Source organism: Pseudomonas sp. MWU12-3088, assembly GCF_023242405.1.
GTDB lineage: Bacteria > Pseudomonadota > Gammaproteobacteria > Pseudomonadales > Pseudomonadaceae > Aquipseudomonas > Aquipseudomonas kribbensis.
Genome location: NZ_JALJEA010000006.1, coordinates 78,401 through 98,126, shown reverse-complemented (window position 1 = coordinate 98,126; position 19,726 = coordinate 78,401). Strand labels below are relative to the sequence as shown.

Sequence of the window (19,726 nt, the reverse complement as noted above, 5' to 3'; positions counted from 1 at the left end):
GTTGTAATTGTCGGGAGGCTACTGCGCGACTTGCTGACTCTTGAGCGTCTGCTCCAGCGCCTGCACGCAGCGTTCTTCGGCGGTGTCGAGCTCCAGCTTCATCTGTTCGATGTCCAGCAATTGCTGCTCGAGCTGTTCGCGGCGCTCGCTGATTTTCGCCAGCATGCTGTTGAGTTGTTTGGTGTTACCGCTGGAGGGGTCGTAGAGCTCGATCAGCTCGCGGCACTCGGCCAGGGAAAAACCGATGCGCTTGCCCCGCAGAATCAGCTTCAGGCTGACCTTGTCGCGCGGCGAATAGATGCGTTCCTGGCCTCGGCGCTCGGGGCTGAGCAGGCCTTGTTCTTCATAGAAGCGGATCGCCCGGGTGGTGATGTCCAGCTCGCGGGCGAGGTCGGAAATGCTGTAGGTCTGGCTGCTCATGAAAGCGCTCGAAATAAGGTCTTGGCGCTAAGCTAATGGCAGGTTGACGTTTACGTCAAGTGGTGGGCGCCTGCAGCTTGTCGAGCTTCTTCTCGTGCGCCGTCACTTGCTGGCACAGCTCGATCATCTGCTCGCGCATCCAGCGGTTGGCCGGGTCCTGGTCGGTGCTTTCGTGCCAGTACAAATGAGTTTCCACCGGCGGCACATCGTTGACCGGCAGATTGAACGCATGCAGGTCATGGCGACGGGCGAAACGCTCCGGCACGGTCATCACCATGTCGGTCTGCTGCAACACCTGGGACGCCATCAGATAGTGCTGCGAGCGCAGGGCAATCTTGCGCTGGATGCCCATCTTGCCCAGCGCCAGATCGACATGGCCCAGGCCACTGCGGCGGCTGGAAATATGAATGTGGGTCAGCGACAGGTAATCGTCGAGGGTGAATTTTTCCTTGGTCGCCAGCGGATGGCCCTTGCGCATCGCGCAGACGTAACGGTCTTCCATCAGCTTGACGTGGCGCACCTGCGGATCGGTGTTGAGCGGCGCATCCACGGCAAAGTCGAGGCGCCCGGCGGCCAGTTCCTTGGTGGTTTCCCGGCGTTTGGACAGGAAGCTCTCGATGATCACCGTCGGCGCCAAACGACGCAGACGCTGAAACAGCGGCGGCAGAATCACCGCTTCGGTCAGGTCGGTCATGCTGATGCGGTAGGTCTTCACCGCTTGCGAGGGGTTGAAAATGCGGCTTTCCTGAACCGATACCCGCAGCAACGACAGTGCGTTGCGCACCGGGCCGATGATGTTCTGCGCCATGGGCGTTGGCACCATGCCCTGGGCCGTGCGTACGAAGAGCGGGTCGTTGAAGGTCTCGCGCAACCGCGCCAATGCGTTGGACACCGCTGGCTGGGTGATGCCGACGATCTGCCCGGCGCGGGTCAGGTTGGCTTCGGTGTAGATCGCGTCGAAGACGATGAAAAGGTTGAGGTCGACCTTGCTCAGATTCATTACGCGGCTCTCTTTTTATAGGTGGATGGCGCGGGTCAGGGCGGCCAGGAAAATCAACCAATCATATATCGGTGATGAATGTTTATACACGCCGAGAATAGGCTAGGTAAATTATCAGCGCTGTTCTAGCATCGATTGCATGACCTAAACAACCTCTGCCACAGAAGGTAATTGCTCATGGATTTCGCTTATTCGCCCAAGGTTCAGGAACTGCGTGAGCGCGTGACCGCGTTCATGGACACTTACGTTTACCCGGCCGAAGCCGTGTTCGAACGGCAGGTTGCCGAGGGTGACCGCTGGCAGCCGACCGCAATCATGGAAGAGCTCAAGGCCAAGGCCAAGGCCGAAGGGCTGTGGAATTTGTTTCTGCCTGAGTCGGAACTGGGCGCCGGCCTGACCAACCTCGAATACGCGCCATTGGCGGAAATCATGGGCCGTTCGCTGCTCGGTCCCGAGCCGTTCAACTGTTCGGCGCCGGACACCGGCAACATGGAAGTGCTGGTGCGTTACGCCAACGAAGAACAGAAACAGCGCTGGCTCGAACCGCTGCTGCGTGGCGAGATCCGTTCGGCGTTCGCCATGACCGAGCCGGACGTTGCGTCCTCCGACGCCACCAACATGGCCGCCCGTGCCGTGCGGGATGGTGACGAGTGGGTGATCAACGGCAAGAAATGGTGGACCTCCGGCGCCTGCGATCCGCGCTGCAAGATCCTGATCTTCATGGGCCTGAGCAACCCCGACGCCCCGCGCCACGCCCAGCACTCGATGATCCTGGTGCCGGTCGACACCCCCGGTGTGAAGATCGTCCGTCCGTTGCCGGTGTTCGGTTACGACGACGCACCCCACGGTCACGCCGAAGTGCTGTTCGACAACGTGCGGGTGCCTTACGAAAACGTCCTGCTCGGTGAAGGACGCGGCTTCGAAATCGCTCAAGGTCGCCTTGGCCCGGGCCGGATTCACCACTGCATGCGTTCGATCGGCATGGCCGAGCGTGCACTGGAACTGATGTGCAAACGTTCGGTAAGCCGCACTGCGTTCGGCAAACCGCTGGCACGTCTGGGCGGTAACGTCGACAAGATCGCCGACTCGCGGATGGAAATCGACATGGCGCGTCTGCTGACCCTGAAAGCGGCGTACATGATGGACACCGTGGGCAACAAGGTCGCCAAGAGCGAAATCGCGCAGATCAAGGTCGTCGCGCCAAACGTCGCGTTGCGGGTGATCGACCGGGCGATCCAGATCCATGGCGGGGCAGGGGTGTCGAACGATTTCCCGCTGGCCTATATGTACGCGATGCAACGCACCCTGCGCCTGGCCGACGGCCCGGACGAAGTGCACCGCGCGGCGATCGGCAAGTTCGAGATCGGCAAGTACGTGCCGAAGGAAATGCTGCGTAGCGAGCGCTGATCCAAAGCCGCGTTATCGTTCATCGCTGGCAAGCCAGCTCCCACAAGTCTGCTGGTGCTCACACCATTTGTGTTCACCGAAGATCCCTGTGGGAGCGGGCTTGGTCCGGGCGGCGATCCGACGATGGCGTCAGTACCTGCAACGCATCAACATCAGATTCAGTAAACCCAAACCTCAACCCGCCGATTCTTGATCCGCCCTTCATCCCCGCTGTTGGTCGCCACCGGCATCAACGCGCCAAACCCGCGCACTTCGCGCAACACCACGCCGTTCTTCACCAGTTCCCGGCGTACCGCCATCGCCCGCAGCTTCGACAGCAGATCCGCCCGGGCCGGGTCGTCCTTGGCGTCGCCGAATCCCACCAACGTTACCGCGCGGTCGGTCTTGTCGTGGTGCTTTATATAGTCGAACACCCGGGCCAGATCCTGGCGGGCCTTGTTGTCGAGGCTGGCGCTGCCTTCTTCGAAGCGGAAATTCACGGTCAGACGCTGGGCATGCCGGCTGAGGGATTGATAACCCTCGGGCATCAGCGCATTCGGCGTGACCGAGATGGCGTGCACGGTCTGGGCGATAAAACCGTTGGCCGCGACAATCGCCTGGCCCTGACGGCTTTGCGCAAAGTCCGCCAAGGCTGCGGCCCATGGATTTTGATTGTCGGGTGGCAAATAGAAGAACAGCCGACGGGACAGTGGATAGTCTTCGGTGGCGATCAGGCTGGCCAGTGGCAGCATGGCCTGGGATTGCCCGTCGACGATGGCCACGGCTTTTGCCTGGCGCACGTAAGGCAGGCCGATAAAACCGATGCCCTGCGGATCGGCACTGACCGCGTCGGACAGTTGCTCGCTCGACTCGAAACGTTTCGCTGAATTATTCAGGGTTTTCCCACGACGGCTGAGGACCAGTTCCTTGAACGTGTCGTAGGTGCCGGACTGATCATCCCGCGCATACAGATGAATCGTCCCACCCTTGCCGCCGAGTTCTTCCCACGTCTTGGCCTCGCCGCTGAAGATCCGCGCCAGTTGCTCGGTGTTCAGTTGATTCAGTGGATTGTCGGGGTGAAGGATGATCGCCAGGCCATCGATGGCGATGACCTGCTCGGCGCCGGGGCTTTTCAGATCGCCAAGTGAAACAAGGCTGGCGAGCTCGCTGTCCTTGATCGGGCGCGAAGACGCAGCGAGATCGGCGCTGTTGTTTTTGAGCGCGGAGAAACCGGTGCTGGAACCATGGGCGGCGATTTCCACCACGACCCGTTTGCCTTGAGCCGTGAGGCCGACGACCCGTTGCTCGTTAGCGGTGTCCGGGGTTTCGCTGTGGACTTTCACCAGCCCCTGTTCTTCCAGCAGTCCCTCAACCAGCGCCGGGCCGAGGGCTGCGCCAATGGTGTTGGAGCCCTGGATGCGCAGGACCGGGCCGTTCTCGGGAATGGGCAATGCAGCGGCCGAAACCTGCAGCCAGGCACTCAGGAGAAAGACGAACAGAACGCGCAGGGTCATGCCGGCACCGAATGCAGCCAAGGGGATTGCCGGGGAGATTAAGTCAGGGACGTTTCTGAAAGATGACAGTGTTCAGGCTGTGGGAGCGAACTCCCACAGTGATCTGAGGTGATTGCGCTATCAGCTCAATTCAAGCCAGATCGGCGCATGGTCCGAAGGCTTTTCCATCCCGCGCAGTTCATAGTCGACACCGGCGGCTTTCACCCGTGGCAGCAAACCGTGGGAAGCCAGGATCACGTCGATCCGCAGACCACGCTTCGGCTCGTCTTCAAAACCACGGCTGCGGTAGTCGAACCAGCTGAAGACGTCAGCCACGTCCGGGTTCAGGTGACGGAAGCTGTCGGTCAGGCCCCAGTTTTTCAGGCGGGCCATCCACTCGCGCTCTTCCGGCAGGAAGCTGCATTTGCCGGTTTTCAGCCAGCGCTTCATGTTGTCCGGGCCGATGCCGATGTCGCAGTCTTCCGGGGAAATGTTCACGTCGCCCATCACCACCAGCGGCTGTTCATTGTTGAACTGGCTTTCCAGCAGTGTTTGCAGATCGCTGTAGAAGCGCTGCTTGGCCGGGAATTTGGTCGGATGGTCGCGGCTTTCGCCCTGTGGGAAATAGCCGTTCATGATCGTCACCGGCACGCCGTTGGCGTCGGCGAACGTGCCCCAGATAAAGCGCCGCTGAGCGTCTTCTTCATCGGTGGCGAAGCCTTTGTGCACGGCAATCGGCTCCTGGCGCGAGAGCAGGGCAACGCCGTAATGGCCTTTCTGGCCGTGGAAATACACGTGATAACCCAGGGCACGCACTTCTTCCAGCGGGAACTGGTCGTCGTGGACCTTGGTTTCCTGCAGGCCGATGACGTCCGGCTGATGCTTTTCGATCAGCGCCGCCAGCTGATGCGGGCGGGCCCGCAGTCCGTTGATGTTGAAGGAAACGATCTTCATGGTCGGCAGTCCTGGCAAAAGGGCGATGCTAGCTGACATGTAGGGTGGGGGCCAGTGTGGGGTGGGAGAAAACATTTTGGCCTGTCAGATGTGTGGCGCCTGTTCTCGCCTCTTCGCGAGCAGGCTCGCTCCCACAGGGGAGCGCGATCGAAATGTGGGAGCGAGCCTGCTCGCGATGGGGCCCGTCTGGTCGATGAAGATCCACGATTGGTCTATACCTGTGGGGAACTGTGCCATCACCAAAAGGTTCGTACCAACAAGAGCGCCGCCATCCGAGCACGCCCCGGGGAGAATCACCGTCATGCCTGAAACCTCGACCGCCATCGCCGACATCCACATGCTCGACCGCGGCTATTCCCGTGAAGCGCGATCCCTGCTGTATCAGGCCTATCGTCACGAGCCGACCTTCGCTTACCTGTTCGAGGCCGAACGCCCGGGTTACGAACAACGGGTGCGCGCCACGGTGCGGGAACTGGTCAAACAGCATTTCCTGCAGGATCTGCCGGCCATTGGCCTGTTGGTCAATGATCGCTTGATCGGCATCGCCCTGATCGCGCCGCCGCAACGGCGTCTGGGTGTCACCGAAAGTTGGGCCTGGCGTTTGCGCATGGTGTTGAGCACTGGCTTCCGCTGCACCCGGCGCTATCTGGAATATCACGCCGCCGTTGAGGCCTGCGTGCCGACCGACTCGGTGCACATGCTGCCGCTGCTGGGGGTTCACCCACAATTTCAGGGCAAACACTTCGGCGAACAACTGCTGCAAGCGGTGCACAACTGGTGTGCAGTGGATGAAACCTCTCAGGGCGTGATCCTCGATACCGGCAACCCGCGTTACCTGGAATTTTACAAACGTCAGGGTTATGAGGAGATCGGCGAAGTCGCCGTGGGCCCGGTACGTGAGCACGTGTTTTTCCACGCCAATCCACAGGTGTTACAAACTGCAACGGCATAACCATCGAACTTTTTCAGAAAAGTCTGGTTCTATCACGCTCCCAAGCACGTGATAGCATCCGCCCCTATGAAGTTTCCAGGAAGATTTACCAGTGGCGTGCTCATGCTGTTAACCAGCTGCGCGGCGCTGGCGCAAAGTGAATTGGATGTGCGGGTCAAACCGTCCAACGATGAACTCAAGGCCAATATAGAAGGCTATATCGGCAGCCTCGGCGATCGTGACGAAGAAGCCTTGCAGCGCTTCAGTCGCGGTGCCGAAGAGCAGGCGCGCAAGGCCGCCCAGGCTTTGGGCTACTACCAGCCGCAGATCGACAGCGAAGTGAAGGGCGGTGAAAAACCGCGTCTGGTGCTGAAGATCGATCCCGGCGAGCCGATTCGCCTGCGCAATGTCACCGTACGGGTCGACGGACCCGCTGCCGCCCTCAAATCCTTTCGTGTACCGAAAAGCGACGTGCTCAAGCCCGGCGCGGTGCTCAACCATGGCCGCTACGAAGACGCCAAGCGCCTGATCCAGAATCAGGCCTCACGCTTCGGTTTCTTCAGTGGTCATTTCACCAGCCAGAAACTGATGGTCGATCCCCGCGCCGGGGTGGCCGATGTCGAGTTGATCTATGAAAGCGGCCCGCGTTATGCGCTGGGCAAAGTCAGTTTCGAAGGCGACACGCCGTTCGACGAAGACCTGTTGCAACGCATGGTGCCGTTCAAATCGGGCGAGCCTTACGACTCCGAGCTGATCGCCGAACTCAACCGCGACCTGCAATCGAGCGGCTACTTCGAAGGCGTGCGGGTCGACGCTGCGCCGACTGCTGCCAAGGACGACGTGATCCCGGTCGCGGTCAAACTCGACACCCGCAAGCCGCGCACCATGGGCCTCGGTCTCGGTTACTCCACCGACGTCGGGCCGCGGATCAAGGCCAACTGGACCCGCCACTGGGTCAATCCGCAGGGCGACAGTTACGGCTGGGAGGCCGAATTGTCGGCGCCGCGGCAGAACGTCGGTCTGTTCTACGACATTCCGCTGGATCCGCCGCTGACCGACAAACTGCGTTGGGCCGGCGGTTATCAGTACGAAGACATCGATGGCTCCGACACCTTGAGCAAATTGCTGACCTTCGGCCCGGAATGGCACAGCAAGTTGCCCAGCGGCTGGCAGCGGGTGATCTCGCTGAAATGGCAGCGTGAGGAATACCAGCTCGGTGACGACTCGGGCCTGAGTACCCTGCTGATGCCCGGCATCAGTTATTCCTACCTGAAAAGCGACAATCGCATCGACCCGCACAACGGTTATCGCCTGACCTTCGAAAGCAAGGTAGCGAAAGAAGGCCTCGGCTCGGACAACAACCTGTTGTACGGCACGGCGCTGATCAAAGGCCTGACCACGGTGTTCGACAACCACCGGTTCCTCGGACGTGTCCAGGTCGGTGGCAGTGCCACCAACGGTTACAGCTCGGTGCCGCCATCGCTGCGGTTCTTCGCCGGTGGCGACCAGAGTGTGCGCGGTTACGACTATCAGAGCCTGTCCCCGGAAAACTCCAAAGGCGACCGCATCGGCGGGCGCTACATGGTGGCCGGCAGCGTCGAGTATCAATACTCGATTGCCGAGAAATGGCGGGTCGCGACCTTCGTCGACCAGGGCAACTCTTTCAACAAACTCGAACTGCCGAACCTCAAGACCGGGGTCGGTATCGGTGTGCGCTGGGTCTCGCCGGTGGGGCCGATCCGCCTCGACCTGGCCCATGCGCTGGACGACGATGGCGGCATCCGGCTGCACTTTTCCATGGGGCCTGAGCTGTGAAGCGTGGTTTGAAAATTTCGGCGCTGGCGTTGTTGTCGCTGGTGCTGCTGATTCTATTGAGCATTGCCGCCGTGCTCGGCACCCAGGCTGGCAGCCGTTGGGTGCTGGGTCTGGTTCCGGGATTGAGCGTCGACAATTTCCAGGGTCGCCTCGGTGGACAGTGGAGCGCCGATCACTTGCTCTGGCAGCAGGACAGCAGTCGCGTCGAACTCAACAAGCCGATCTTCGAATGGTCGCCGCTGTGCCTGACACGCATGACGCTGTGCATCGAACAGCTCAAGGCCGATCAGGTCATTCTGCAATTCCCGCCCGGCGAAGAAACCTCCGAAAGCGGTCCGATCAAACTGCCGGACCTGCAATTGCCGGTGGCCATCGAACTGGGTGACGTGCAGGTCGGCAGCCTGCTGTTCAACGGAAGCGAACAGCTCAAAGGCCTGCAGCTGGCGGCGCACTGGACTGCCAAGGGCATGCAGATCGACAGCGTGAAACTGCAACGCGACGACCTAAGCCTGAATCTCTCCGGCCTGTTGCAACCGACCGGCAACTGGCCGTTGAACATCGCTGGTGATCTGGCCCTGCCGTCGCCGGGCACCGACCCATGGACGCTGGCGCTCAAAGTCGATGGCGATCTGCTCAAGACTCTCAATCTGCACGCCGACAGCCGTGGCTACCTCGACGGCCAGTTGAGCGGCGAGTTGCAACCGCTGGCGGAAAACCTGCCGGCCAAGGTGCGCATCACCTCGGAGGCGTTCAAACCGAGCGTCGACCTGCCGGACACCCTGCAACTCAATCAACTGGTATTGACCGGCGAAGGCGACCTGAAAAACGGCTACCAATTGCTCGGCAATGCGACGTTGCCTGCGGATAAAGGTCCGGTAGCGCTGTTGCTCAAGGGCAAGGTCGATGCCAAGGGCGCGCAGATCGCCGGCCTCGACCTGACCGCCAACGACAAACAAAGCCTCAAGCTCACCGGCAACGTGGACTGGAGCAAAGGCCTCAGCGCCCAGGCCAACATCAACTGGCAGGACTTTCCGTGGCATCGGCTCTATTCCGAGATCGACGAGCCGCAAGTCGCCTTGCGCACGTTCACTGGCGATGTCTCCTACACCGACGGCCAATACCTCGGCAATTTCGCCGCCGCGCTGGATGGCCCGGCGGGGGCGTTCAGCCTGAGCAGTCCGTTCAGCGGCAACCTCAAGCAAATCTTCCTGCCGCAATTCAAACTCGAAGCGGGGCAGGGCAAGGCCGAAGGGCATGTGAACGTGCAGTTCGCCGACGGTATTGCGTGGGACACGGCGCTGGAACTGTCTGCGCTCAACCCGGCGTACTGGATGGCGGAGTTGCCGGGCACACTGGCCGGGCCGCTGAAAAGCACGGGCGAAATGAAGAATGAACGCCTGAGCCTCAACGCCGACCTCGATCTCAAAGGCAAACTGCGCGGGCAACCGGCGGTGTTGCAAGCCAAGGCTGACGGCGCCGGCGAACAGTGGAATCTGAATGCGCTGCAAATCCGCCTCGGCGACAACAGCATCAACGGCAAGGGCAGCCTGCAACAGAAGCTCGCCGGGCAGATCGATATCAAGCTGCCGCGTCTGGCCCAGCTCTGGCCGCAGTTGCGCGGGCAGATCAACGGGCGGGTCGATGTTGCCGGTACGCTGAAAGCCCCGCAAGGCAAGCTCGACCTGCAAGGTTCGCAACTGGTGTTCCAGGACAATCGCCTGCAAAGCCTCAACCTCGACGCCACGCTCGACAGCGCGCAGCGGGCGAAAATCGATCTGAAGGGCAGCGGCATCCAGGCTGGCGACACGAATCTGGGTGTGCTGACCGTCAGCGCGCAGGGCGATATCAAAAATCAGAAGCTCAATCTCGACCTGCTCGGTCCGAAGCTGAAACTCGCGCTGGGCCTGGACGGCAATCTGGACAAAGGCAACTGGCGCGGACGTCTGGCCAGCGGTGACATTCAGGCCGGCGGTCAGGACTGGAAGCTGCAAACCCCGGCGAAACTTGAGCGTCTGGCCGACGGCAAGATCAACTTCGGCGCCCATTGCTGGATGTCCGGCAGTGCCAGCCTGTGCGGCGAAGACCAGCGCTTGATGCCGGAACCAAAGCTGCGCTACCACCTCAAGCAGTTCCCGATCGAAAGCCTGGCGCAATGGCTGCCCAAGGATTTCGCCTGGCAGGGCAAGCTCAATGCCGACCTGCAACTGGACCTGCCGGCCAGCGGACCGAACGGCCAGATCAGCGTCGATGCCAGCGGCGGCACTTTGCGCATGAAGGAAAAGGACCAGTGGCTGGACTTCCCGTACCAGACCCTCAAGCTCACCAGCAAACTCACGCCGAAACGCATCGACACCGACCTCAACTTCGTCGGTGGCAAACTCGGTGAACTGATGGTGCAGGCGCAGCTCAATCCGCTGCCGAAGAACAAACCGCTGAATGGCTCGTTCCGTCTCAGCGGGCTGGATCTGTCGGTGGCCCGGCCGTTCGTGCCGATGGTCGAGAAACTCACCGGACGCCTGAACGGCAGCGGCACGATTTCCGGCGGGCTGCTCGCGCCGCTGGTCAACGGCACCGTGCAACTCAGTGACGGTGAGGTCTCCGGCCCGGAACTGCCGTTGCAGTTGCAGGATCTGCGACTGCAAGCGGTGATCGCCGGCGAATCGGTGCGCCTGGACGGCGGCTGGAAAAGCGGCAAGACCGGGCAGGGCAGCCTCAGCGGCAACGTTGCCTGGGGTCAGGCGCTGATGGTGGATCTGGCGCTCAAGGGCACGCAACTGCCGGTCACCGTTGAACCTTACGCCAAGCTTGAAGTGGCGCCGGATCTGAAGATCTCCATGGCCGGCGACGAGCTGGCGATTGCCGGCAAAGTGCTGGTGCCCCGAGGCGAAATCACCGTGCGCGAATTGCCGCCATCGACAGTGAAAGTCTCCGAGGACACGATTATCGTCGGCGCGCAGACCGAAGAGGGCAAACCACCGATGGCCATGAAGATGGACATCGACGTGGTGGTCGGCGAGGACAAACTGAGCTTCGCCGGGTTCGGCCTGACCGCCAATCTGCAAGGTCACGTGCATATCGGCGACAACATGGATACCCGTGGCGAGCTGTGGCTCAACGACGGGCGCTACCGCGCCTACGGCCAGCGCCTGACGGTGCGCCGTGCGCGTCTGTTGTTTGCCGGGCCGATCGACCAGCCGTATCTCGACATCGAGGCGATCCGCCAGACCGATGACGTGATCGCCGGCATCCGCCTGAGCGGCAGCGCCGAGCAGCCGACCACGCAGATCTTCTCCGAGCCGGCGATGAGCCAGGAGCAGGCCTTGTCCTATCTGGTGCTGGGGCGCCCACTGAGCAGCAACGGCGAAGACAACAACATGCTCGCGCAAGCAGCGCTGGGTTTGGGCCTGATGGGCAGCTCCGGGGTGACCAGCAACCTGGCCAAGGATCTGGGGATCCAGGATTTCCAGCTCGATACCCAGGGCAGCGGCAACACCACCAGCGTGGTGGCCAGCGGCAATATCTCCGAGAAGCTCAGCCTGCGTTATGGCGTCGGCGTGTTCGAACCGGCCAACACCATCGCCTTGCGCTACAAGCTGAGCAAAAAGGTCTACCTCGAAGCCGCCAGCGGCGTGGCCAGTTCGCTGGACATCTTCTACAAGCGGGACTTCTAGGCCTCGCTCCCACAGAGCCGGATCGTGTCACCACGATCCGGCTTTTTTTTGATGTATTAGACTGACCTCAGCTGAAAGGCTGCAGATTGCGACTGCCCGAAACGTCCCGGGGGCGCCCTATGGTCCGTTTGAGTATGGTCTTGCTCGGTAACGACTTTGTTCGCCGACGCTGGTCAGCACTGGCGTTGACCGGCGTTGTCTGGGGCGCGGCCGGGGTGGCGATCTTCATCGATGCGTTGGACGGCGTTCTGTACTTCCCGCTGCATGTGTTCGGCTATCTGTTGTTGCTCGAAGCCCTGATCATTCTGCTGGTGCCGGCCCCGCAAACCGGCACGGCGGCGGCGTTGCGCAAGGCGCGGGGCCTGGCTTTTCTGCTGTTGGGGCTGCTGATCGTCGACCGGCAACATGCTGCCGGCCTGATTCTCGCGGTGCTGTTCGGTGCGGCTTTTCTGCTCGACGGCGGTTTTCGACTGGCGGCTGCGGTGGTGGTGCGCTTCGTCGGTTGGCAAATGTCATTGCTGGCGGGGTTGTTCGAGATCGGCTTCGCGCTGTTCATCCTCGAACCGTACCCGACGCTTTACAAAGGGACGGTGCCGTTCTGCATTGGCATGAGCATTTTTCTCTCGGGCTGCGCCTTGTTGCAGCAGGCCTTGCGCTTCAGGAACGGGCATTCGCCGGTCACACCGTCCCCGGTGTACGCACCGGCAAACGGTGGCGCGTTGGTGATCCATGTCTGGACACCCAGCGGTACGGTTGACGACACCCTGGTGCGCAACCGGTTGCTCAACCGTTATATCGCGGCGGTCGATATCAACGGCGTTATCTCCGCCGGTCATGCGGCACTGGAATGTGGGCCGGACCTCTACATCAGCCATTACCCGCTGGACGACATCGATCGCTCGGCGGGGGATTTCGTGCGGTTGCTGCGGGCTACGCCGAACAACGATGTCCCAGGCAGGTTTCTGCAGGACTATGCGAGCGAAGTCGCCGACTGGTGCCCGTCGTCGGTTCAGGTCAGCTTCGGGCACTACGATGCCGCACGGCTTCAGGCGTTCTGGGCGGACTATCGGCAGAACACCACCTACAACCTCACCAGCCGCAATTGCTCGAGTGCCGTTGCGCACAGCCTTGAGGCTGCCCTTGAAGGCGCGATGAACCGAGGCCATTCGAGCATGCTGGATTTTGCCCGGGTCATCATCAGCCCCGAGTTCTGGGTCGCGGCCCAGGTGCGCAAGCGCGCCGAAGCCATGGCCTGGACGCCGGGGTTGCTGCTTGATTACGTGTGGGCGCTGCATGCTGCCATCGAGCCGACGCCGCCAGGCTGGCACAGCATTTATGCGGTAGCCAAACGCGCCTGTGGTTATGCGGCAACGGCTTTGCGTGGGCGGGAAGTCCATCCACTTCACCCGCCACCGATGAATCATCCCTCCGACAAATCCTGACTGGCTCTACTCCGAGTCGCTGCCATCGCGAGCAGGCTCGCTCCCACATGCATGAGATCACTGTGGGAGCGAGCCTGCTCGCGATGGCGTCTGCACGGTCAACAGAAAAACCCAGTCCGCTGGTCAACTAATTACAAAGCAACCTAACTATTACGTTGACATTCGCTGCCTAGGCAGTAACATCTCGACATACATTCACTGCCTAGGCAGTTATTAGGTGCGCACATGAAGCATTTCACCCCGGACGAATTCAAGCATTGCCATCTCGGCCTGTTGCTCGGCCGTGCAGCCTTGCTCAAGGACAGGATCATCGACACCCACATGGAACCCCACGGCATCACCGCCGCGCAGTTCAAGGTGTTGATCATCATGGCCCAGTACGGCGTCGACACCCCGGCCGAGCTGTGCCGCCACCTGTCGCTGGACAGCGGTTCGATGACCCGCATGCTCGACCGTCTGGAGCAGAAAGACTTCCTGGTGCGCCAGCGCAGCGAAGGCGATCGCCGTCAGGTGCAGTTGAAGCTCACCGGGCAAGGTCAGGCGCTGGCCGATCGTCTGCCGCACATCGGTGCCGACGCCATGAACGAGTTGGCCGGCGGCATTACTCCGGATGAGTTGAAAACCCTGGAATACATACTCAAGAAAATTTTGCTGGCGGCCGGTGACCCCATCACCATCCAGCGGTTAGGTGAACACAATGAGCGGTAAAACCTTGCGCAGCAGCCTGACACTGGTGCTGTCGGCGATGATTCTCGCCGGTTGCGCCAACTACAGTGGCCTCGATACCCATGGCAAAAACCTTGATGCGAAAGACCTCAAGGTCGGCCAGTCCCTCAACGGCGTAACGCTGTCGCCGGCCGCGTGGCCGAAGAGCGACTGGTGGACCAGCCTCGGCGATCCGCAGCTCGACGGCCTGATCCGCGAAGCCCTGCACGACAGCCCGGACATGCAGATCGCCGACGCCCGCGCCCATCAGGCCAGCGCCGCTGCGTATGCCGCCGATGCCGAGCGTTATCCGACCCTCGACGCCAGCGCCGGCATTACCCGTTCGCGTCTGGCCAAGGATCAGGACCCGCGAGGGCAGGGCGATGCCTACGCCACCGTGCGCAACATCAGCGCCGGCTTCAATTACAACTTCGACCTCTGGGGCGGTCAGCGTGACGCCTGGGAAGCCGCACTTGGTCAGGCCCGCGCTGCCGAAGTCGACCGTCAGGCCGCACAACTGACCCTCGCCGCCGACGTGGCCCGGGCCTACAGCGATCTGGGTCAGGCCCATATCGTTTATGACCTGGCCAACGAAGATTTGAAGCGCACCAAGCAGATGCTCGACCTGAGCCAGCGTCGCCTGAGTTCCGGGATCGACAGCCAGTACCAGTTCCAGCAGACCCAAAGTCTGGAAGCCAGCTCCGAAGCCAGCCTGATCGACGCCGAAAAGCGCCTGAACAGCGCGAAAATCGCTCTGGCGGTATTGCTCGGCAAAGGCCCGGACCGCGGCAACGAAATCGCCCGGCCGAAAGTCCTGCAGGCCAGTGCCGTCGCTGTGCCCTCGGTACTGCCGGCAGAATTGCTGGGCCGTCGCCCGGATCTGGTCGCCGCGCGCTGGCGTGTCGAGGCCGCGAGCAAGGACATCGACTCGGCCAAGACCCGCTTCTATCCCAACTTGAACCTGTCGGCCTCCGCTGGTGCCGAATCGTTATTGGGTGACGCGATGTTCGGGTCCGCCAGTCGCTTCTTCAACATCGCCCCGACCCTTTCGCTGCCGATCTTCGATGGCGGACGCCTGCGCGCCAACCTCGACGCTCGCGATGCCGATTACGACCTGGCCGTGGCGCAGTACAACAAAAGCCTGGTGAAAGCCCTGGGCGATGTCGGCGACACCATCAACCAGTTGCGTGACATCGGCCGGCAGATCGGCGCCCAGCAGCACGCGACCGAGATTGCCCAGGATTCTTACAACACCGTGGTCCAGCGTTACGGTTCCGGAATCGGCAACTACCTGGACGTGCTCAGCATCGAGCAGCAATTGCTCCAGGCCCAGCGTCAGCTGGCGACCCTGAATGCCGAGCAGATCGACCTGTCGATTCAACTGATGCAAGCGCTGGGTGGCGGCTTTCAGGGGCAGACCCTGACCGCCGCCAACGCCAGCCCAGCCACCACGCACAACTAATTCAAGGTATTTGTCATGGCCACTGCCGAAAACACTCAAGCTCAAGACAACACCCCCGACACCGGCAATCCGCGCAAACGCAAAGTGATGCTGCTGGTGCTGGCCGTCGTGGTTGCCCTCGCCGGTGCCGGCGTCTGGGCGTATCACGAATTCATCGGTCGCTGGAACGAAAGCACCGACGACGCCTACGTCAACGGCAACGTCGTGGAAATCACCCCGCTGGTCACCGGCACCGTGGTCAGCATCGGCGCCGACGATGGTGATCTGGTTCACGAAGGTCAGGTATTGGTCAACTTCGACCCGAACGACGCCGAAGTCGGCCTGCAAAGTGCCCAGGCCAAACTGGCGCGTACCGTGCGTCAGGTTCGCGGCTTGTACAGCAACGTCGACGGCATGAAAGCCCAGGTCAATGCGCAACAGGCGAACGTGCAGAAAGCCCAGGACAACTACAACCGCCGGAAAAACCTCGCCGCCGGCGGCGCGATTTCCCAGGAAGAACTGTCCCACGCTCGCGATGACCTGACCTCGGCACAAAACGCCCTGGCCAACGCTCAGCAACAACTGAAGACCACCAGCGCGCTGGTGGATGACACCGTGGTGTCGTCGCACCCGGACGTGATGTCGGCCGCTGCCGATCTGCGCCAGGCCTACCTGACCAACGCTCGCAGCACGCTGATCGCGCCGGTTACCGGTTACGTCGCCAAGCGCACCGTGCAACTCGGCCAGCGCGTGCAGCCGGGCACCGCGCTGATGGCGGTGATCCCGCTGGATCAGCTGTGGATCGACGCCAACTTCAAGGAAACCCAGCTGCGCGACATGCGCATCGGCCAACCGGTGGACATCGAATCCGACATCTACGGCAGCGACGTGAAATTCAGCGGCACAGTCGACAGCCTCGGTGCGGGCACCGGCAGCGCGTTCGCCCTGTTGCCGGCGCAGAACGCCACCGGTAACTGGATCAAGATCGTGCAGCGTGTACCGGTGCGGATCCATATCAACGCCGAAGAACTGGCCAAGCATCCGCTGCGTGTCGGACTGTCGACCAATGTCGAGGTCAACCTGCACGACCAGAGCGGCCCGGTACTGGCACAGCAACCGCCGCAACAGGCCTCGTTCAGCACCAGCGTCTACGACCGTCAACTGGGTGAAGCCGACGCGATGATCGCGCAACTGATCCACGACAACAGCGCTGCAGTCAGCAAGACCGCGCAACGCTGATTCGCCAATCCCTTCGCCGCGCCCCGTAACGGGCGCGGCGTCCGTCTCCGCTCCAGAAAATTCGGCTCCAAAGGATTCGCGATGAGCAATAACGCCTCTTTTTCGCCGCCCAGCCTGTTGCTCAGCACCATCGGCCTATCGCTGGCGACCTTCATGCAAGTGCTCGACACCACCATCGCCAACGTGGCGCTGCCGACCATCTCCGGCAACCTCGGTGTGAGTTCGGAGCAGGGCACCTGGGTCATCACCTCGTTCGCCGTGAGCAACGCCATCGCGCTGCCGCTCACCGGCTGGTTGAGCCGGCGTTTCGGTGAGGTGAAGCTGTTTCTCTGGGCCACCATGCTGTTCGTGCTGGCCTCGTTCCTCTGCGGTATTTCCACCTCGATGCCCGAGCTGATCGGTTTCCGGGTCCTGCAAGGGCTGGTGGCCGGGCCGCTGTACCCGATGACCCAGACGCTGCTGATCGCGGTGTATCCGCCCGCCAGGCGCGGCATGGCCCTGGCGTTATTGGCGATGGTCACGGTGGTGGCGCCGATTGCCGGCCCGATTCTCGGCGGCTGGATCACCGACAGTTACAGCTGGCCATGGATTTTCTTTATCAACGTACCGATTGGCGTGTTCGCGGTGATGGTGGTGCGTTCGCAACTGGCCAAGCGTCCGGTGGTCACCAGTCGTCAGCCAATGGACTACGTCGGGTTGATCACGCTGATCATCGGCGTCGGTGCGTTGCAGGTGATCCTCGACAAGGGCAATGACCTGGACTGGTTCGAATCGAACTTCATCATCATCGGTGCGGCGATTTCGGTGATTGCCTTGGCGGTGTTCGTGATCTGGGAAATGACCGACCAGCATCCGGTGGTCAATCTGCGTCTGTTCGCCCACCGCAACTTCCGCATCGGCACGCTGGTGCTGGTGTTGGGTTACGCCGGGTTCTTCGGCATCAACCTGATCCTGCCGCAGTGGCTGCAGACCCAGATGGGCTACACCGCGACCTGGGCCGGGCTGGCGGTGGCACCGATCGGCATTCTGCCGGTGGTGCTTTCACCGTTTGTCGGCAAGTACGCGCACAAGTTCGACCTGCGCCTGCTGGCCGGGCTGGCGTTCCTGGCGATCGGCCTGAGCTGCTTCATGCGTGCCGAGTTCACCAACGAAGTGGACTTCCAGCACATCGCCCTGGTGCAACTGTTCATGGGCATCGGTGTGGCGCTGTTCTTCATGCCGACCCTGAGCATCCTGATGTCGGACCTGCCACCGAGCCAGATTGCCGACGGCGCCGGTCTGGCGACGTTCCTGCGGACCTTGGGCGGCAGCTTTGCGGCGTCGCTGACCACCTGGATCTGGATTCGTCGGGCGGACCAGCATCATGCCTACATGAGTGAAAGCATCAGCACCTATGAGCCGGCAACCCGGGAAGCGCTGAACAATCTGGGCGGGGCGGGTAATCCGGCGTATGCGCAGCTTGATCATGTGCTGACGAGTCAGGCGTACATGCTTTCGACCGTGGATTACTTCACGCTGTTGGGGTGGGGGTTTATGGGGTTGATATTGATTGTTTGGCTGGCCAAGCCGCCGTTTGCTGCCAAGGCAGGCCCGGCGGCCAGCGGTCACTGATCTGCAATCCGATCAAATGTGGGAGCGAGCCTGCTCGCGATAGCGATGAATCAGTCAACAGAAATGCTGAATGTAATACCGCAATCGCGAGCAGGCTCGCTCCCACAATTGGACCTGTACTCAGTCAGTTGGCGGGTGCTGCCAGCTGTGGTGGCGGCGCAAAATCAAACGGCGCCAACGCAAACCCGTTCTCATCCACCTGCAACGCCCAGCCCTGACGATCCCAGTCCCCCAGCACAATCCGTTTCGCCGCCTGATCGCCGATCTGCAACTTGTGGATGGCCGGGCGGTGGGTGTGCCCGTGAACCAGGGTTTTCACGCCGTATTCCTGCATGATCCGCGGGATTTCCTCCGGCGTGACATCGACGATGTCATTGGCCTTCATCCGTGTCTGCGCCCGGCTCTCACTGCGCAGCTTGCGCGCCAGTTTATGCCGGGTGCTCAACGGCAGGTGCCGCAGGATGAACAGGGTGACCGGATTACGCAGGTAACGACGCAGCTTCATATAGGCTTCGTCGCGGGTGCAGAGGCTGTCGCCGTGCATCAGCAGCACTGGCTCGCCTGCGAGCTGCACGACACTCGGATCCTTCAACAGCGTACAGCCGGCCTCTTTGCAGAAAGCCTTGCCGAGCAGGAAGTCGCGATTGCCGTGCATCAGAAAAATGGCCGTGCCGCTGTCGCTCAATTCGCGCAGGGCCTGGCAGATGGAACGCTGGAAAGGGGTCATGGCATCGTCGCCGATCCACGCCTCGAAAAAGTCGCCCAGAATGTACAGCGCACTCGCCGAGCGGGCGCGTCCGGCGAGCAAATCCAGAAACGCCCGGGTGATGTCCGGGCGCTCCTCTTCCAGATGCAAGTCTGAAATCAGCAATATCACGCTTCGATGATCTCGGCTTTCTCGATGATCACGTCGTCGCTTGGTACGTCCTGGTGGCCAGCCTTGGAGCCGGTCGAGACTTTCTTGATGCTGTCGACCACTTCAGTACCGGCGGTCACTTTACCGAATACGGCGTAGCCCCAGCCTTGAACGTTCTTGCCGCTGTGGTTCAGGAAGCTGTTGTCGGCCACGTTGATGAAGAACTGCGCGGAAGCCGAATGCGGCTCCATGGTGCGGGCCATGGCGATGGTGTACTTGTCGTTGGAAAGACCGTTGTCGGCTTCGTTCTGGATGCTTGGACGCTTGTCTTTCTTTTCCTTCATGCCTGGCTCGAAACCGCCGCCCTGGATCATGAAGTTACCGATGACACGGTGGAAAACGGTGTTTTCGTAGTGACCGGCTTTGACGTACTCGATGAAGTTGGCCACGGTGATCGGGGCTTTTTCAGCGTTCAGTTCGATGACGATGTCGCCATGGTTTGTTGTCAGTTTGACTTGGGTCATGGTCGCTGCTCTTTTTCAATGAAGCGTTTTATAAAGAATTCGTGGTCTTGGAGCCTAAAGCCCCGCAACCGGTTCAGCCTGATTCGGCCAAGGAGCGCAGTTTAGCGTGACAGGCGCGAATTTCGAGGCGGTTTTTCAATTGCCGGCGATTAAATGCGCGCCTTTATAAGAGTGTGCTCTGTCAGGCCCTTGACAGCATCGGCTATGATAGCGGCTTTGTTTTGTCTGGCCCCCTTTG

At 61.3% G+C, this 19,726-nt stretch carries 15 protein-coding genes; 9 read left to right on the top strand and 6 right to left on the bottom strand.

Annotated elements, in window-relative coordinates:
• Positions 1-18 precede the first annotated feature (18 nt).
• Entirely contained in the window at positions 19-420 is a 402-nt protein-coding gene (locus M5B98_RS15945; RefSeq protein WP_007951507.1) for a MerR family transcriptional regulator, read from the bottom strand.
• 55 nt (positions 421-475) lie between these two features.
• Entirely contained in the window at positions 476-1,420 is a 945-nt protein-coding gene (locus M5B98_RS15940; RefSeq protein ID WP_102621747.1) for a LysR family transcriptional regulator, read from the bottom strand.
• Positions 1,421-1,597: 177 nt separating this feature from the next.
• On the opposite strand from M5B98_RS15940, the gene M5B98_RS15935 reads away from it, so the two are divergent.
• Entirely contained in the window at positions 1,598-2,827 is a 1,230-nt protein-coding gene (locus M5B98_RS15935; protein ID WP_041075051.1) for an acyl-CoA dehydrogenase, read from the top strand.
• A gap of 158 nt (positions 2,828-2,985) precedes the next feature.
• Here the strand turns inward: M5B98_RS15935 and M5B98_RS15930 are convergent, their stop codons facing one another.
• A complete protein-coding gene (locus M5B98_RS15930; protein WP_248743381.1) occupies positions 2,986-4,320 on the bottom strand; it encodes a substrate-binding domain-containing protein in 1,335 nt (444 codons plus the stop codon).
• A gap of 120 nt (positions 4,321-4,440) precedes the next feature.
• Complete coding sequence (xthA, locus tag M5B98_RS15925) at positions 4,441-5,253, bottom strand: exodeoxyribonuclease III (protein WP_085712430.1); 813 nt, start codon at positions 5,251-5,253, stop codon at positions 4,441-4,443.
• A gap of 301 nt (positions 5,254-5,554) precedes the next feature.
• Here xthA and M5B98_RS15920 point away from each other — a divergent pair, with 301 nt between their 5' ends.
• The 8 genes from M5B98_RS15920 (at position 5,555) to M5B98_RS15885 (ending at position 18,108) form a co-directional block, all read left to right on the top strand.
• Complete coding sequence (locus tag M5B98_RS15920; protein WP_248743208.1) at positions 5,555-6,205, top strand: GNAT family N-acetyltransferase; 651 nt, start codon at positions 5,555-5,557, stop codon at positions 6,203-6,205.
• A gap of 66 nt (positions 6,206-6,271) precedes the next feature.
• Positions 6,272-7,999: an autotransporter assembly complex protein TamA gene (locus M5B98_RS15915; protein WP_248743207.1), complete on the top strand. Its 1,728-nt coding sequence runs from the start codon at positions 6,272-6,274 to the stop codon at positions 7,997-7,999.
• A complete protein-coding gene (locus tag M5B98_RS15910) occupies positions 7,996-11,670 on the top strand; it encodes a translocation/assembly module TamB domain-containing protein (protein ID WP_248743206.1) in 3,675 nt (1,224 codons plus the stop codon). Before M5B98_RS15915 ends, M5B98_RS15910 begins: the two co-directional genes overlap by 4 nt.
• 119 nt (positions 11,671-11,789) lie before the next feature.
• Positions 11,790-13,112 carry a hypothetical protein gene (locus tag M5B98_RS15905; RefSeq protein ID WP_248743205.1) on the top strand — a complete coding sequence of 441 codons (1,323 nt, stop codon included), beginning with the start codon at positions 11,790-11,792 and terminating at the stop codon, positions 13,110-13,112.
• A 225-nt stretch (positions 13,113-13,337) separates the two neighbouring features.
• Entirely contained in the window at positions 13,338-13,820 is a 483-nt protein-coding gene (locus M5B98_RS15900) for a MarR family winged helix-turn-helix transcriptional regulator (RefSeq protein WP_085712425.1), read from the top strand.
• A complete protein-coding gene (locus M5B98_RS15895) occupies positions 13,810-15,279 on the top strand; it encodes an efflux transporter outer membrane subunit (protein ID WP_248743204.1) in 1,470 nt (489 codons plus the stop codon). Before M5B98_RS15900 ends, M5B98_RS15895 begins: the two co-directional genes overlap by 11 nt.
• 15 nt (positions 15,280-15,294) lie before the next feature.
• On the top strand, positions 15,295-16,497 hold the full coding sequence (locus M5B98_RS15890) for an efflux RND transporter periplasmic adaptor subunit (protein ID WP_085712423.1): 1,203 nt from the start codon (positions 15,295-15,297) through the stop codon (positions 16,495-16,497).
• Positions 16,498-16,578: 81 nt separating this feature from the next.
• Positions 16,579-18,108: a DHA2 family efflux MFS transporter permease subunit gene (locus tag M5B98_RS15885; RefSeq protein ID WP_096822287.1), complete on the top strand. Its 1,530-nt coding sequence runs from the start codon at positions 16,579-16,581 to the stop codon at positions 18,106-18,108.
• A gap of 124 nt (positions 18,109-18,232) precedes the next feature.
• Here M5B98_RS15885 and lpxH read toward each other — a convergent pair whose 3' ends face one another.
• A complete protein-coding gene (gene lpxH / locus M5B98_RS15880) occupies positions 18,233-18,985 on the bottom strand; it encodes a UDP-2,3-diacylglucosamine diphosphatase (protein WP_248743203.1) in 753 nt (250 codons plus the stop codon).
• Entirely contained in the window at positions 18,982-19,488 is a 507-nt protein-coding gene (locus M5B98_RS15875; RefSeq protein ID WP_085712420.1) for a peptidylprolyl isomerase, read from the bottom strand. Before M5B98_RS15875 ends, lpxH begins: the two co-directional genes overlap by 4 nt.
• Positions 19,489-19,726: the final 238 nt, after the last annotated feature.